General features: G+C 52.1%; 16 protein-coding genes and 2 tRNA genes. 13 read left to right on the top strand and 5 right to left on the bottom strand.

Annotated features, from left to right (window positions below):
* Window positions 1–13: 13 nt before the first annotated feature.
* The 3 genes from rpmA to cgtA all read left to right on the top strand — a co-directional run bounded on the left by rpmA (window position 14) and on the right by cgtA (window position 2520).
* Complete coding sequence (rpmA, locus tag KCG39_RS15590) at window positions 14–271, top strand: 50S ribosomal protein L27 (protein ID WP_003861831.1); 258 nt, start codon at window positions 14–16, stop codon at window positions 269–271.
* 95 nt (window positions 272–366) lie between these two features.
* Entirely contained in the window at window positions 367–1332 is a 966-nt protein-coding gene (locus tag KCG39_RS15585; RefSeq protein WP_004125677.1) for a DMT family transporter, read from the top strand.
* A gap of 15 nt (window positions 1333–1347) precedes the next feature.
* Window positions 1348–2520 (top strand): Obg family GTPase CgtA, encoded by a 1173-nt coding sequence (gene cgtA / locus KCG39_RS15580; RefSeq protein WP_004125676.1) that lies wholly within the window; start codon window positions 1348–1350, stop codon window positions 2518–2520.
* Window positions 2521–2564: 44 nt separating this feature from the next.
* On the opposite strand, the gene dacB is transcribed toward cgtA, so the two are convergent.
* Complete coding sequence (gene dacB, locus KCG39_RS15575; RefSeq protein ID WP_142468343.1) at window positions 2565–3998, bottom strand: serine-type D-Ala-D-Ala carboxypeptidase; 1434 nt, start codon at window positions 3996–3998, stop codon at window positions 2565–2567.
* Window positions 3999–4232: 234 nt separating this feature from the next.
* Here dacB and greA point away from each other — a divergent pair, with 234 nt between their 5' ends.
* Window positions 4233–4709: a transcription elongation factor GreA gene (greA, locus tag KCG39_RS15570; RefSeq protein WP_004125674.1), complete on the top strand. Its 477-nt coding sequence runs from the start codon at window positions 4233–4235 to the stop codon at window positions 4707–4709.
* 152 nt (window positions 4710–4861) lie between these two features.
* Here greA and yhbY read toward each other — a convergent pair whose 3' ends face one another.
* On the bottom strand, window positions 4862–5155 hold the full coding sequence (gene yhbY / locus KCG39_RS15565) for a ribosome assembly RNA-binding protein YhbY (protein ID WP_004139797.1): 294 nt from the start codon (window positions 5153–5155) through the stop codon (window positions 4862–4864).
* 124 nt (window positions 5156–5279) lie between these two features.
* On the opposite strand from yhbY, the gene rlmE reads away from it, so the two are divergent.
* The 7 genes from rlmE to KCG39_RS15530 all read left to right on the top strand — a co-directional run bounded on the left by rlmE (window position 5280) and on the right by KCG39_RS15530 (window position 11420).
* A complete protein-coding gene (gene rlmE, locus KCG39_RS15560; RefSeq protein WP_004106110.1) occupies window positions 5280–5909 on the top strand; it encodes a 23S rRNA (uridine(2552)-2'-O)-methyltransferase RlmE in 630 nt (209 codons plus the stop codon).
* Between the two features lie 99 nt (window positions 5910–6008).
* Window positions 6009–7943 (top strand): ATP-dependent zinc metalloprotease FtsH, encoded by a 1935-nt coding sequence (gene ftsH / locus KCG39_RS15555; protein ID WP_004854549.1) that lies wholly within the window; start codon window positions 6009–6011, stop codon window positions 7941–7943.
* 97 nt (window positions 7944–8040) lie between these two features.
* Entirely contained in the window at window positions 8041–8889 is an 849-nt protein-coding gene (gene folP, locus KCG39_RS15550; RefSeq protein ID WP_142468345.1) for a dihydropteroate synthase, read from the top strand.
* On the top strand, window positions 8882–10219 hold the full coding sequence (glmM, locus tag KCG39_RS15545; RefSeq protein WP_004125671.1) for a phosphoglucosamine mutase: 1338 nt from the start codon (window positions 8882–8884) through the stop codon (window positions 10217–10219). The genes folP and glmM overlap by 8 nt, the downstream gene beginning before the upstream one ends.
* A 227-nt stretch (window positions 10220–10446) precedes the next feature.
* Window positions 10447–10776, top strand: coding sequence for a preprotein translocase subunit SecG (gene secG / locus KCG39_RS15540; protein WP_004125669.1), 330 nt, complete (start codon window positions 10447–10449; stop codon window positions 10774–10776).
* Window positions 10777–10790: 14 nt separating this feature from the next.
* Window positions 10791–10877: transfer RNA gene (locus KCG39_RS15535), tRNA-Leu, on the top strand.
* Between the two features lie 147 nt (window positions 10878–11024).
* Window positions 11025–11420 (top strand): hypothetical protein, encoded by a 396-nt coding sequence (locus KCG39_RS15530; RefSeq protein WP_004125667.1) that lies wholly within the window; start codon window positions 11025–11027, stop codon window positions 11418–11420.
* A 37-nt stretch (window positions 11421–11457) separates the two neighbouring features.
* Here the strand turns inward: KCG39_RS15530 and KCG39_RS15525 are convergent, their stop codons facing one another.
* The 3 genes from KCG39_RS15525 to argG all read right to left on the bottom strand — a co-directional run bounded on the left by KCG39_RS15525 (window position 11458) and on the right by argG (window position 14432).
* On the bottom strand, window positions 11458–12009 hold the full coding sequence (locus tag KCG39_RS15525; protein WP_004125665.1) for a YfaZ family outer membrane protein: 552 nt from the start codon (window positions 12007–12009) through the stop codon (window positions 11458–11460).
* A gap of 284 nt (window positions 12010–12293) precedes the next feature.
* Complete coding sequence (locus KCG39_RS15520) at window positions 12294–12923, bottom strand: winged helix-turn-helix transcriptional regulator (protein WP_004125663.1); 630 nt, start codon at window positions 12921–12923, stop codon at window positions 12294–12296.
* 165 nt (window positions 12924–13088) lie between these two features.
* The gene (gene argG / locus KCG39_RS15515) at window positions 13089–14432 is read right to left on the bottom strand and encodes an argininosuccinate synthase (RefSeq protein ID WP_004125661.1); all 1344 of its coding nucleotides are present in this window, start codon (window positions 14430–14432) and stop codon (window positions 13089–13091) included.
* A gap of 307 nt (window positions 14433–14739) precedes the next feature.
* Here argG and KCG39_RS15510 point away from each other — a divergent pair.
* Together KCG39_RS15510 and rimP are read left to right on the top strand one after the other, a co-directional pair.
* Window positions 14740–14816, top strand: a tRNA-Met gene (locus KCG39_RS15510).
* A gap of 206 nt (window positions 14817–15022) precedes the next feature.
* Complete coding sequence (gene rimP / locus KCG39_RS15505; protein WP_004125659.1) at window positions 15023–15475, top strand: ribosome maturation factor RimP; 453 nt, start codon at window positions 15023–15025, stop codon at window positions 15473–15475.
* Window positions 15476–15484: the final 9 nt, after the last annotated feature.

Below are 15484 nucleotides of genomic sequence, written 5' to 3'. Positions count from 1 at the left end.
AGGAGAGATTTAAATGGCACATAAAAAGGCTGGCGGCTCAACTCGTAACGGTCGCGATTCAGAAGCTAAACGCCTGGGCGTTAAGCGTTTCGGTGGCGAATCCGTTCTGGCGGGTAGCATCATCGTTCGTCAACGTGGCACCAAATTCCACGCTGGCACTAACGTAGGTTGCGGTCGTGACCACACTCTGTTTGCTAAAGCAGACGGTAAAGTGAAATTCGAAGTTAAAGGCCCGAACAACCGTAAATACATCAGCATCGTTGCTGAGTAAGTTTTTCGTGGTCCGGTAACGGATTAAAGCCCCGCAACGTGTTGCGGGGCTTTTTACATTGAAAACCCGGAAAATTTTCTGCAGGGAAAACGGGCATGAAGCAGCAGGCCGGCATCGGCATTCTTTTAGCGCTCACCACGGCGATGTGTTGGGGGGCCCTGCCGATCGCAATGAAGCAGGTTCTTGAAGTGATGGAGCCGCCGACGGTGGTTTTTTATCGCTTTTTGATGGCAAGTTTTGGTCTTGGCGCCATCCTGGCCATGAAAAGAAAGCTGCCTCCGCTGCGTATTTTTCGTAAGCCGCGGTGGTTGATACTGCTGGTCATTGCGACGGGTGGTTTGTTCGGTAACTTCATTCTGTTTAGTTCTTCCTTGCAATATCTCAGCCCCACCGCTTCCCAGGTGATTGGCCAGCTGTCCCCGGTCGGCATGATGGTGGCCAGCGTTTTTGTCCTTAAAGAAAAAATGCGCGGCACTCAGGTTGTGGGAGCGCTGATGCTGGTGAGCGGTCTGGTGATGTTTTTTAACACCAGCCTGATCGAGATTTTTACTCGCCTGACGGACTACACGTGGGGGGTAATTTTCGGCGTCGGGGCGGCGACGGTATGGGTATGCTACGGCGTCGCGCAAAAGGTGTTATTGCGGCGTCTGGCGTCACAGCAAATTCTTTTTTTGCTGTACACTTTATGTACGATATCGCTATTGCCATTAGCGAAGCCTTCGCAGGTACTGGCATTAAGCGACTGGCAGCTGGCCTGCCTGGTTTTTTGCGGCCTAAACACCCTGGTAGGCTACGGTGCGCTGGCGGAAGCGATGGCGCGCTGGCAGGCAGCGCAGGTGAGCGCGTTGATTACCTTAACACCGTTGTTTACGCTGCTATTTTCAGATTTATTATCACTGGCCTGGCCCGACGTTTTCGCCAGACCGCTGTTGAACCTGATGGGTTATCTCGGTGCGTTTGTCGTGGTTGCGGGCGCGATGTATTCCGCCGTCGGTCATCGTCTTTGGGGACGATGGCGTAAGCGAGAAGCGGTTGTGCCGCTCCCCCGCTCAGGCGAATGATTTACGGAGAGTAAAATGAAGTTTGTTGATGAAGCAACGATCCTGGTCGTAGCAGGTGATGGCGGCAATGGTTGCGTTAGCTTCCGCCGCGAAAAATATATCCCGAGAGGCGGCCCGGACGGCGGTGACGGTGGTGATGGCGGTGACGTCTGGCTTGAAGCGGACGAAAACCTGAACACCCTCATCGACTATCGTTTTGAGAAGTCTTTCCGCGCCGAGCGCGGGCAAAACGGCCAGAGCCGCGACTGTACCGGTAAACGCGGTAAAGACGTGACGGTGAAAGTGCCGGTAGGGACCCGTGTAATCGACCAGGGGACCGGCGAGACGATGGGCGATATGACCAAGCATGGTCAGCGCCTGATGGTCGCCAAAGGCGGCTGGCACGGGCTGGGCAACACCCGTTTCAAATCATCCGTCAACCGTACTCCGCGTCAAAAGACGATGGGGACGCCGGGCGATAAGCGCGATCTGCAGCTGGAGTTAATGCTGCTGGCGGACGTCGGGATGCTGGGGATGCCGAATGCGGGTAAATCGACCTTTATTCGTGCCGTTTCCGCTGCCAAGCCTAAAGTCGCTGACTATCCGTTTACGACGCTGGTGCCAAGCCTCGGCGTGGTGCGTATGGATAACGAGAAGAGCTTTGTGGTGGCGGATATCCCTGGGCTGATTGAAGGCGCAGCGGAAGGCGCAGGCCTCGGTATTCGCTTCCTGAAGCACCTGGAGCGCTGTCGCGTGCTGCTGCATCTCATCGATATCGAGCCGATTGACGGATCCGATCCCGTTGAGAACGCGCGGATTATTATCGGCGAGCTGGAAAAATACAGTGAGAAACTGGCTTCTAAGCCGCGCTGGCTGGTCTTTAACAAGATTGACCTGATGGACAAAGCTGAGGCGGAAGCGAAAGCAAAAGCTATCGCGCAGGCGCTGGGCTGGGAAGATAAGTTCTACCTGATTTCGGCGGCCAGCCAGCAGGGCGTAAAAGACCTGTGCTGGGACGTGATGACCTTTATCATCGAAAACCCGATTGTCCATGCGGAAGAAGCGAAGCCGGCAGAAAAAGTCGAGTTTATGTGGGACGACTATCATCGTCAGCAGCTTGAAGAAGCTGAAGTAGAAGATGATGAAGACTGGGATGATGATTGGGACGAAGACGACGAAGAAGGCGTCGAATTCATCTACAAACGTTAATCCTGAACAAACGAAAGGGCCGCCAATGATGCGGCCCTTTTGCTTTAGTTGTTCTGATAGAGGTCTTCGTATAATCGGCTTTCGAAGCGCACTAGCGGAATGCGGCGATTACGCTGGTCGGCCGGAGGCACGGCGTAGCCAGACAGGTATTGCACGAACGCAATCTTCTGCCCGCTGGCGGTGGTGATGAAACCGGCCAGGTTATACACCCCTTGCAGTGAACCCGTTTTCGCCGAAACTTTGCCATCAACGCCGGCCTGATGCAGACCCGCTCGATATTGCAGAGAACCATCGTGGCCGGCCAGAGGCAGCATCGAAATAAAGTTGAGCTCGTTATCGTGCTGGGCGATGTACTGCAGCACCTGCATCATCGTGGCTGGCGCGATGAGGTTATGGCGCGACAGACCTGAGCCATCGGCAATAATGGTATTCCCGAGATCGACGCCGGCCTGCTGGCGCAGGATCTGCCGTACGGCATCGGATCCGGCTCGCCAGGTACCCGGTACGCTGAAGCGGGCATGTCCAATGGTGCGGAATACCGTATCGGCGATCATGTTGTCCGATTTTTTCAGCATAATACGCAGCAGATCGTGCAGCGGCGCAGATTGGGTGCTCGCCAGGACGGTACCCGGATCGTTCGCCAGCGTCTGACGCAGCAGCGTACCGCTCCAGGTGATGTCAGCATCGGTCAGCTCCGCTTTCAGAATTGCGCCGGCGTAGCTGGCGCCATCCTGGATAGCGAAAGCCAGCGGCAGCGGCTCGCTGCGCTGCGGCAGACAGCCGGTCAGGGTGTATCGGTTCAGATCGCCGGGAACCACGTCAAGCTCACAGTACTGTGCTTCAGAAGAGCCACGCGCCAGCGTTCGTACCTGGCTGAACATGGTCACCGGGTAGTAAGACGCCACGCGAATAAATGCCAGATCGCCCGGTTTTTGCGCGCTATAGAGCGAGATGGAGAAACAGTTTCGATCGACAATAGCCGCCGCCGGCGGGGCGCTAAAGCACTGCGTCATATCGTTCCATGGCCAGCCCGGCGCTTTGTCATGGCTGGCGAAGATGGAGGTATCGATCAGGACATTACCTTCAATTCGTTGGACGCCGGCTTTCTTCAGCGTGGCCACCATATTACGAATATCCTGACGCCGAAGGGTAGGATCGCCGCCAAAGCGCGCAATAAGGTCGCCTTTCAGGACACCGCCATCAAGACTGCCTTTCGTTTCCAGCGTGGTGGTGAAGCGGAAGTCCGGACCCAGCTGCAGCAGCGCAGCAAGCGCGGTTATCACCTTTTGGGTGCTGGCCGGGAGCGCCATCTGCTGGCTATGATAGTCTATCTCCGGCGTTGGGGATCCCACCTTCTGCGCCATAAAGGCAAGGTTTGCGCCCGCAGGAAGCTGGTTGATGTACTCGTCAATATTCGCTGCCTGAGCGCTAAGCGCTATACCGGCAGTCAATCCGATGATAAATCTGGAAAATCGCATAATCTCGCGCTAACAGCCTGAAACCAGTCCGTCATACTACGGTGCATCGCCCTGTAAAGTAAACGATGACCCATAGTGAACTTCAGGGTAAAATACGTATCAAATTGAAAATTGCTGCTGACCTGGGGATGACTTTCCGGGTCGGTTTTCTTTTGCTCCGGCCCTGCTCAAGTCTTGACCGGCTGCGGAGCGGTATTGTCTGCTCCATGAAGGAATGAAAAAGAGGTATAACAAATGCAAGCTATTCCGATGACCTTACGTGGCGCTGAAAAACTGCGCGAAGAACTGGATTTCCTGAAGTCCGTACGTCGCCCTGAAATCATCGCTGCCATCGCTGATGCGCGCGAGCACGGCGATCTGAAAGAAAATGCAGAGTATCATGCTGCCCGCGAACAGCAGGGCTTCTGTGAAGGCCGCATTAAGGATATTGAAGCAAAGCTGTCGAACGCGCAGGTTATCGACATCACTAAAATGCCTAACAATGGCCGGGTGATTTTTGGTTCGACGGTCAGCGTTCTGAATCTCGATACGGATGAAGAGCAAACTTACCGTATCGTCGGCGATGATGAGGCCGATTTTAAGCAAAATCTAATCTCTGTTAACTCACCGATTGCACGTGGTTTAATCGGTAAAGAGCAGGATGATGTTGTGGTAATCCGTACACCGGGCGGTGAAGTCGAATTCGAAATTCTGAAGGTTGAGTACCTTTAATCCGAATTTAACGCTACGATGTTGATGGATTGTAAAGAAAGGAAAAAGGCCGCGTAGCGGCCTTTTATCAGCGTCCGGAGCATGGCATTTTGCTCGTCTACCCGCAGAAAACCCTCGATTTACACAAAGTTGTGTCGATAACCAGGATATTCTTAGCGTGGCAGCGAGATTTTACGCTCTTTAGTTGGGCGGTACAGAACCAGCGTTTTACCGATGACCTGTACATTACAGGCGCCGGTTTCGCGCACGATAGCTTCCACGATCAAGGTTTTAGTTTCGCGATCTTCCGAGGCGATCTTCACCTTGATAAGTTCATGGTGCTCTAACGCTTGTTCAATCTCGGCCAGTACCCCTTCGGTCAAACCATTGTTGCCAAGCATAACTACCGGCTTGAGCGGATGTGCCAGACCTTTCAGGTGCTGTTTTTGTTTAGTACTCAGATTCATCGTATTTTTTTGCTTACGTTGGGATTGAAAACGGTTCATTCTACCGCCATCTCCCATATATCGCCAAACTACCGCGTCGATTTTTACGTCGCGAAGTACGATGAACCCGAAATGGGAATGTTAAATGACAGGTAAAAAGCGTTCTGCCAGCTCAAGTCGTTGGCTTCAGGAACACTTTAGCGATAAATATGTTCAGCAGGCACAGAAAAAGGGGTTACGTTCCCGTGCCTGGTTTAAACTTGATGAAATACAGCAAAGTGACAAGATTTTTAAACCGGGGATGACGATAGTTGACCTCGGCGCTGCACCCGGTGGCTGGTCGCAATACGCGGTTACGCAGATCGGTAACAGCGGCCGCATCATTGCTTGCGATCTTTTACCTATGGATCCAATCGTTGGTGTGGACTTCCTTCAGGGCGACTTTCGTGATGAATTAGTCCTGAAAGCGTTACTTGAGCGTGTAGGTGACAGTAAAGTACAAGTTGTCATGTCCGATATGGCGCCAAATATGTGTGGAACACCGGCGGTGGATATTCCCCGGGCCATGTATCTGGTGGAACTGGCGCTTGGAATGGCTCGTGATGTATTAGCGCCAGGTGGTAGTTTTGTAGTGAAGGTGTTCCAGGGCGAAGGTTTCGATGAGTATCTAAGAGAGATTCGCTCCCTGTTTACGAAGGTCAAAGTTCGTAAGCCGGACTCTTCTCGCGCCCGTTCGCGTGAAGTGTATATTGTAGCGACCGGGCGTAAACCATAACCGGCAGATTTCAAACGAAAGTTTGAAAGACGCTGGATATAGAGTATCCTGACGCTGTTTTTAACACAGTTGTAATATGAGGTTAATCCCTTGAGTGACATGGCGAAAAACCTAATACTCTGGCTGGTCATTGCCGTTGTGCTGATGTCAGTATTCCAGAGCTTTGGGCCCAGCGAGTCGAATGGCCGCAAGGTGGATTATTCTACCTTCCTGCAGGAGGTCAATCAGGACCAGGTTCGCGAAGCGCGTATCAACGGACGTGAGATAAACGTTACCAAGAAAGATAGTAACCGTTACACGACCTACATCCCGGTGAACGATCCTAAGCTGCTTGATAACCTTCTGACTAAAAACGTCAAGGTGGTAGGTGAGCCGCCAGAAGAACCGAGCCTGCTGGCTTCTATCTTCATCTCCTGGTTCCCGATGCTGCTTCTTATCGGCGTCTGGATCTTCTTTATGCGCCAGATGCAGGGCGGCGGTGGCAAAGGCGCCATGTCGTTCGGTAAGAGTAAGGCGCGTATGCTGACGGAAGACCAGATCAAAACCACTTTTGCCGATGTCGCCGGTTGTGACGAAGCGAAAGAAGAAGTGGGTGAACTGGTTGAATATCTGCGTGAACCGAGCCGTTTCCAGAAACTGGGCGGTAAAATCCCGAAAGGCGTCCTGATGGTCGGCCCTCCGGGTACCGGTAAAACCTTGCTGGCAAAAGCCATCGCGGGTGAAGCCAAGGTTCCATTCTTCACGATTTCAGGCTCTGACTTCGTTGAAATGTTCGTTGGTGTCGGTGCATCCCGCGTGCGCGACATGTTCGAACAGGCCAAGAAAGCGGCACCGTGCATCATCTTTATCGATGAAATCGACGCCGTGGGCCGTCAGCGTGGCGCTGGCCTGGGTGGTGGTCACGATGAACGTGAGCAGACGCTGAACCAGATGCTGGTAGAGATGGACGGCTTCGAAGGTAACGAAGGTATTATCGTTATCGCGGCAACCAACCGTCCGGACGTTCTTGACCCTGCGCTGCTGCGTCCAGGCCGCTTTGACCGTCAGGTTGTGGTCGGTCTGCCGGATGTCCGCGGTCGTGAACAGATTCTGAAAGTACATATGCGTCGCGTACCGCTGGCGCCGGATATCGACGCGGCAATTATCGCCCGCGGTACGCCTGGCTTCTCCGGTGCTGACCTGGCAAACCTGGTGAACGAAGCAGCGCTGTTTGCCGCTCGTGGCAACAAGCGCGTTGTATCGATGGTTGAATTCGAGAAAGCGAAAGACAAAATCATGATGGGTGCGGAACGTCGCTCCATGGTGATGACGGAAGCGCAGAAAGAGTCCACCGCGTATCACGAAGCCGGTCACGCAATTATTGGTCGCCTGGTGCCGGAACACGATCCGGTACACAAAGTGACGATTATTCCGCGCGGTCGCGCGCTGGGCGTTACCTTCTTCCTGCCTGAAGGCGACGCGATCAGCGCCAGCCGTCAGAAGCTGGAAAGCCAGATTTCTACCCTTTACGGCGGTCGTCTGGCGGAAGAGATTATCTACGGCGTAGAGCATGTTTCTACCGGTGCGTCGAACGACATCAAAGTCGCGACCAACCTGGCGCGTAACATGGTGACTCAGTGGGGCTTCTCTGACAAACTCGGCCCGCTGCTGTATGCCGAAGAAGAAGGTGAAGTTTTCCTTGGCCGCAGCGTCGCGAAAGCGAAGCATATGTCCGATGAAACGGCGCGCATTATCGACCAGGAAGTGAAGTCACTGATTGAGCGTAACTACAATCGTGCACGCCAGTTGCTGAACGATAACATGGACATCCTGCACGCGATGAAAGATGCGCTCATGAAATATGAAACCATCGACGCCCCGCAGATAGATGACCTGATGGCTCGCCGCGATGTTCGCCCGCCAGCTGGCTGGGAAGAACCGGGCTCGTCCAACAATTCTGACAACAATGGCACGCCGCGTGCGCCGCGTCCGGTCGATGAACCGCGTACGCCAAACCCGGGCAATACCATGTCAGAACAGCTGGGCGACAAATAAGTTAGCCGTTATTGACGCTGTTGTACTTTTTAAAACCCCTGAGCATATGCTCCGGGGTTTTTCTTTTTTAACCTTTCTCTGACTCAGGGATTTAGCGATGAAACTTGTAGCCCAGGGCTCAACCCTCGATCTCTCTCACCCACATGTGATGGGTATTCTTAACGTTACTCCGGATTCTTTCTCTGACGGCGGGACTCACAACACGCTGGTCGAAGCCGTTAAACACGCCAATCTGATGATCAATGCCGGGGCGACTATCATTGATATCGGTGGGGAGTCGACGCGTCCGGGGGCTGCGGATGTCAGCGTCGAGGAAGAGCTGGCGCGAGTCATTCCGACGGTGGAGGCGATTGCCCAGCGCTTTGAAGTCTGGATCTCCGTTGATACCTCAAAACCGGAAGTGATTCGCGAGTCGGCGCGTGTTGGCGCGCATATCATCAATGATATCCGTTCGCTGACCGAACCGGGAGCGCTGGAGGCTGCGGCTGAAACGGGCTTGCCGGTGTGTCTGATGCATATGCAGGGCCAGCCGAAGACAATGCAGGACGCGCCGAAGTACGCGGACGTGTTTGCTGACGTTGAGCGCTTTTTTGTCGAACAAATTGTGCGCTGCGAACGTGCCGGTATCGCAAAAGATAAATTGTTGCTCGACCCGGGATTCGGTTTCGGTAAAAATCTTTCTCATAATTATGAACTGCTTGCCCGACTGGGAGAGTTCCATCATTTTGGTCTTCCGCTGCTGGTAGGTATGTCGCGTAAGTCGATGGTAGGTCAGTTGCTCAATGTCGGGCCGACGGAGCGCCTGAGTGGCAGCCTGGCCTGCGCTGTCATTGCTGCAATGCAGGGCGCGCAGATTATTCGCGTCCATGATGTCAAAGAAACGGTAGAAGCGCTGCGCGTGGTGGAAGCTACCCTGGCCGCTAAGGAAAATAAACGTTATGAGTAACCGCAAATATTTTGGTACAGATGGTATTCGTGGCCGCGTAGGCGATGCGCCAATAACGCCAGAATTTGTATTAAAGCTGGGCTGGGCAGCTGGTAAGGTGCTGGCACGTCACGGCTCACGGAAGATTATTATTGGTAAAGATACCCGTATCTCAGGCTATATGCTGGAGTCCGCGCTGGAGGCTGGCCTGGCTGCCGCGGGATTATCCGCTTCTTTTACCGGGCCGATGCCAACGCCGGCAATTGCTTATCTGACGCGCGCCTTCCGCGCGGAAGCCGGGATTGTCATTTCCGCTTCACATAATCCGTTCTATGACAACGGCATCAAATTCTTCTCTATCGAAGGCACCAAGCTGCCGGATGAGGTAGAGGAAGCCATTGAAGCCGAAATGGAAAAAGAGCTGACCTGCGTCGATTCCGCCGAGCTGGGTAAAGCCAGTCGTATCGTCGACGCCGCTGGTCGCTATATCGAGTTTTGCAAAGGCACCTTTCCGAACGAGCTTAGCCTCAATGCTTTGAAGGTGGTAGTCGACTGCGCTCACGGGGCGACTTATCACATTGCGCCGAATGTTTTCCGCGAGCTGGGCGCTCAGGTTATTGCGATGGGTTGTGAGCCTGATGGCCTCAACATCAATGAAGAGGTCGGGGCGACGGATGTTCGTGCCCTGCAGGCCCGTGTGCTGGCAGAAAAAGCCGACCTGGGTATTTCTTACGATGGTGATGGCGATCGGGTCATTATGGTGGACCACGAAGGCAACAAAGTTGATGGTGACCAGATCCTCTATATCATTGCCCGTGAGGGCCTGCGTCAGGGGGGGCTGCGGGGCGGCGCTGTTGGGACGCTCATGAGCAACATGGGACTTGAACTGGCGCTTAAACAGCTGGGCATTCCATTCGTTCGCGCGAAGGTAGGCGACCGCTATGTGCTGGAGAAACTGCAGGAGAAAGGTTGGCGCATTGGCGCAGAAAACTCCGGCCATGTGATCTTATTGGATAAAACCACGACGGGGGATGGGATTGTCGCCAGCCTGCAGGTGGTGGCGGCGATGGTGCGTAACCATATGAGTCTGCACGACCTGTGCAGCGGAATGAAAATGTTCCCGCAGCTTCTGGTTAATGTTCGCTTTACTGAAGGTAGCGGCAACCCGCTGGAACATGAGCATGTAAAAGCAGTAACCGCGGAAGTAGAAGCGGCGCTGGGAAATCGGGGTCGCGTACTGCTGCGTAAATCAGGCACAGAGCCGCTGATTCGCGTTATGGTGGAAGGCGAGCATGAAGAGCAGGTGCACGAATTTGCCCATCGTATCGCCGATGCCGTCAAAAGCGTTTAATCTCTTTGTTAAGTGACTAAAAAGGCGACGGCTGCCGCCTTTTTAGTCGATAGAAATCGCTTTTTGCTGTTTTTTTCCGCACTTGATACAATGCACTGAAATTGCCCTTGCGAAGGTCATTCGCTTTGGTTAGTATTCACACCCGCTTCAGTGGGAAACGTTAAAACGTCCCGCTTTATTGGTCGAAGCACTTGGTATGCGGCAAATCCGCAAGGAACAGGTTGATTATGTACGAAGCTCTTTTAGTTGTTTTCCTTATTGTGGCAATTGGCCTTGTGGGTCTGATTATGCTGCAGCAAGGTAAAGGCGCTGATATGGGAGCCTCCTTCGGAGCAGGCGCTTCCGGCACTCTGTTTGGATCCAGCGGTTCTGGTAACTTCATGACCCGTATGACTGGTATCCTGGCTGCGCTGTTCTTCATCATCAGTCTGGCGCTGGGCAATATCAACAGCAACAAGACCAATAAAGGAAGTGAGTGGGATAATCTGAGCGCTCCGAAAACTGAGCAAACTCAGCAGACAGCGCCGGCGCAGCCGAGCAGCGACATCCCGCACTGATAAGTAGTATCCGTACCGAGGTGGTGGAATTGGTAGACACGCTACCTTGAGGTGGTAGTGCCCTAACGGGCTTGTGGGTTCGAGTCCCATCCTCGGTACCAATTTTTGAAAAAAGACGCTGAAAGCGTCTTTTTTCGTTTTTATTTCCCTATCCGTTGTTTATTTATAAACAACACTGCGCTGGTTTTGACCCCTGCTAAATCGCTAAAGTCATCCTCATCAATTTTTAGACGAGGTACAGTGACGCCATGCGTACTTTTCAAATAGTTATCATTGCCAGCATATTAGGCCTGGCTGGATGTAGTCGTCATTCATCTCCAGAAACGGTTGATACCCTGAATACTATCCTTGTACCGGTGATCGCGAATTCGGAACCCGCGCAGGCGTCGGCAAAGGTAGTCAGCTGTTTTCAGGATAACAGTATGCTAATCGGCAAGCTCAGCCAGTCGCTTAAAGACAACTATTTACAGGATGCGGATAATCGAGATGTCTTTAATAAAGACGGTGAAGCGTACCAGGTCTACGGTGCGTTAACCAAACTGGAGCAAATATCTTCAATGAATGATGTCTACCGTAAAGAGAACAATATCGCGGGCTTGCAGGAGATTAACAAATTGCTGAAGTCTGTCCCTTCGGTTGCATGAACCAGGGATTGCCGATTGGCAACCCCTGGTTAAACGATTAGAAGCGGAAATTGAAACCTGCATAGGCGCCATCCGCAAGTTTATTATCGCGATGGTCATGCTTGCCTGTCATATTGATGTAGCGATAACCCGCTTCAATGTTCATAGACTTAATGATATTTATCCTGACACCGGCATTCGCTTCGAGGTAATCATTTACGCCGCTGGACATGGAATCAGGTGAATAATAAGACTCGCCGAACAGAGTAACGAAGTCGCCAAGCGGTAACTGCGCGCCTCCTCCGAGCGCGATAGCGTAGCCCTCATCCCCATCTTTCGGATTCAGGTATAGCGCTTTTCCGCCAGCGGTTAACAGAAACGGGCCGAGATTAAAATTGTAACCCAGCCCTAATCCTGCCGTATCACCATCATTATCGCTGTGCGCCCAGTTACCGCTAACGGCCATGCCGGGGTGCTCCGCGCCAAAGCTTGCCGACAGATTGGTAAACTCTGAACCGGCTTCGCCGTGGAGGTTGAGGGAGGCGAAGGCGGTACTGCTGGTACAGAGAGTAGCGATTAGCAGGATAGGCTTTGCTGTAAACATGCGCATTTTTCATATTCCTTCGGGTAAAAAAATGCCCGATACGATTGTTCGGGCAAAATTAACGGGATTCTGGATTAAGCTTTTTTCGCTGTTACCCAGCGCCGATGCTATACATACGGTGCAGGTATCCGCATTCAGGCCAACCGATGAATGACGCTATTGAATAATTAATTTATCCAGCTGTCGATTGACACGGACTCCCAGCATAAAAGTATTTATCGTTCGCCGTTATCGTTTATACGTTTAAATTTAAACGATAGCGGGAGACGACAAAGGAACGGGGGAAGGCGTTAAAATTTCTCAGGCAGGGAGGCGATACTTTGTAAATAACCGCCGCGGGCATACTCGATATAGGCCCCTTTTTTCAAGGCTGATAGCACATTGAGAATGCTGCTACGGGAGAGGTGTGTTCGGTCCTGAATGTATTCCAGAATAGATACCCGCAGCCGGGTTTCCTCTGATAACAGGATCATTTCCATTAAGTGATTGCGAATCACGGAATAAGTACGCTGCTGTAAGACTAGATCGTCACGATACACTAAATAAGAAGTATGATAGGCCAGCAGTCTGGTGACTTCTTCCCACATGCTGTGCTGACTGAATAACTGCATCGCGATGTCGCTGTCAATCCGCAATATCTCTGAGTCAATTTCCGCGCGTAGACCATGGCTACGGCTCGGTTGTAGCATCTCAGCCACGCCAAACAAGTGCGGTTCATACACCGTGACCATCAGTAACCTATCCGATGAACGAAAAATGGATAGCCCGCCTTTCTTGAAAAGATAGAGCTGGATTTTTCCTTTATATTCCCAGCTTAGCCTTTTGCGAGCGACAACATTCAGCGGTGTGGCATGCGGTTCCAGCATGGCCATTAGACGATCGATATGGGCTTGTGGCCTGACGGGAGGCTTAATATTCATCATGATCCTCTCGGAATAACTATAAAGGCGTTCACCAATTATAGGCTGTGATTATTGAAAGTTTCTATATCATCAGTTATAGCAATTAATTGGTTATGTTATTTAGGATTTATTGCGAGAGTAAAAAAGCCGGCGGGTTAAGGCCGGCTGGAACGTTTTTGCGGATTATTTATCGCGATTCTCCAGATTTTCCACCTGCGGTAAACCGGTGGCGGAAGAGGCGGTCAGCAGTCCGGACTGCGCGTAGCCAAACAGCTTATCGCGAGTATCGGTGATATCCAGATTGCGCATCGTCAGCTGGCCGATACGGTCCTCAGCGGAGAACATCGAGTCACCTTTTTCCATCGTCAGACGCTCTGCTTTATAGGTCAGATTATCAGAGACAGTATTCAGAATGGAGTAATCGTTGCCGCGACGCAGTTCTAACGTGACTTCGCCAGTGATTTGACTTGCTACCCAGCGCTGCAGGCCGTCGCGAAGCATCAGCGCCTGGGAATCGAACCAGCGCCCTTGATACAGCAGACGACCCAGTTGACGACCGTGCGCATGGTACTGCTCAATGGTATCTTCGTTATGAATACCGGTCAGCAGACGCTCATAGGCAATATGCAGCAGCGCCATGCCCGGGGCTTCATAAATGCCGCGGCTCTTCGCTTCGATGATACGGTTTTCGATCTGATCGCTCATACCCAGACCATGGCGGCCGCCGATGCGGTTAGCTTCCAGCATCATCTCAACGTCATCGCTAAAGATTTGTCCGTTTAACGCAACCGGGTGGCCTTGTTCAAAGCGAACGGTGACTTCTTCCGCCGGGATTTTGACGCTTTCGTCCCAGAACTTGACGCCCATAATCGGGTTCACAATCTTGACGCTGGAGTTCAGGAACTCAAGATCTTTAGCTTCGTGCGTGGCGCCCAGCATATTGGAGTCGGTTGAGTAGGCTTTTTCAACGGACATTTTATAGTCAAACCCGCAGGAGATCATAAACTCTGACATCTCCTGGCGGCCGCCTAACTCATCGATAAAGTCGCTATCCAGCCAAGGTTTGTAAATTTTCAGCTCAGCGTTGGTCAGCAGGCCGTAACGATAGAAACGTTCGATATCGTTGCCTTTATAGGTACTCCCGTCGCCCCAAATGTTAACACCGTCTTCCTTCATGGCCGCGACCAGCATGGTACCGGTCACTGCGCGGCCCAGCGGAGTGGTATTAAAGTAGGTCAATCCGCCGGTGGTGTTATGAAATGCGCCGCACTGGATCGCGGCGATGCCTTCCGCAACCAGTTGCTTACGGCAGTCGATCAGACGAGCCCCTTCAGCACCATACTCTTTGGCACGACGAGGAATGGCCTCGTAATCGTCTTCGTCTGGCTGTCCCAGATTGGCGGTATATGCATAAGGGACTGCTCCCTTTTTACGCATCCACAGCAGCGCGGCGCTGGTATCCAGCCCACCAGAAAAAGCAATACCAATACGTTGGCCAACCGGGAGATGCTTGAGAATCGTCGTCATAAATAAAACCCTGCTAGATAGACTGTGGTGAGTTTGACTCAACAATCTTTATTGCATGTTTATGCATTAATTGTGAGTTTTCATTTAATCATTTTTTGCTGGCGACAGGAAGAGGCTGAGCCGCTTTTTGCCAAAAAACCCAGAAATACCAGCATGAACCGAAACCTGGCAATGTGAAATTCATGTTGACAAAATATATGAAGTATCAATACAATTCACTACGATTTTATGTCCCGTCTCTCGGTACCAAATCCCAGCAGTATTTGCGTCTTTTGCTCAAAACGAGTAAAATATGCCACGTTTCAGGCGCGGGGTGGAGCAGCCTGGTAGCTCGTCGGGCTCATAACCCGAAGGTCGTCGGTTCAAATCCGGCCCCCGCAACCACTTTCCCATTAAGTACTTTTTCAAATATACTGTGAGGACCGGGTCCTTCGTAGACGAATTTGAAAGAATTCTTCTGGAAAGTGTTCCAGATCGCAGTTGCGATCTCAGGGTTCAGTTATCTAAAGCCCCGATTTATCGGGGTTTTTTGTTATCTGACTTCAGAATAACTGGGCTATACGCCCTTTTTTTATGTCTTGGGGGTGGGTTTGTCCACATTAGAGCAAAAATTAACAGAGATGCTCACTGCGCCAGTTGAAGCGCTTGGCTTTGAGCTGGTCGGCATCGAATTTATTCGCGGTCGCACGTCCACACTGCGCATCTATATTGATAGTGAAGATGGCATCAATGTTGATGATTGTGCTGATGTGAGCCACCAGGTCAGTGCTGTTATGGACGTAGAAGACCCAATTACAGTCGCTTATAACCTGGAAGTTTCTTCCCCTGGTCTCGATCGTCCTATGTTTACCGCCGAGCACTATGAGCGTTTCATTGGCGAAGAAGTTTCGCTGGTTTTGCGTATGGCGGTGCAGAACCGACGCAAATGGCAGGGCCTTATCAAAGCGGTAGACGGTGAGATGATCACGGTAACCGTCGAAGGCAAAGATGAAGTGTTCGCGCTGAGTAACATCCAGAAGGCGAACCTGGTTCCCCACTTTTAACAGTCTGGA

The sequence above is a fragment of the Klebsiella pasteurii genome (assembly GCF_018139045.1).
Taxonomy (GTDB): Bacteria; Pseudomonadota; Gammaproteobacteria; order Enterobacterales; family Enterobacteriaceae; genus Klebsiella; species Klebsiella grimontii.
This window is presented reverse-complemented; position numbering and strand designations above follow the sequence as displayed.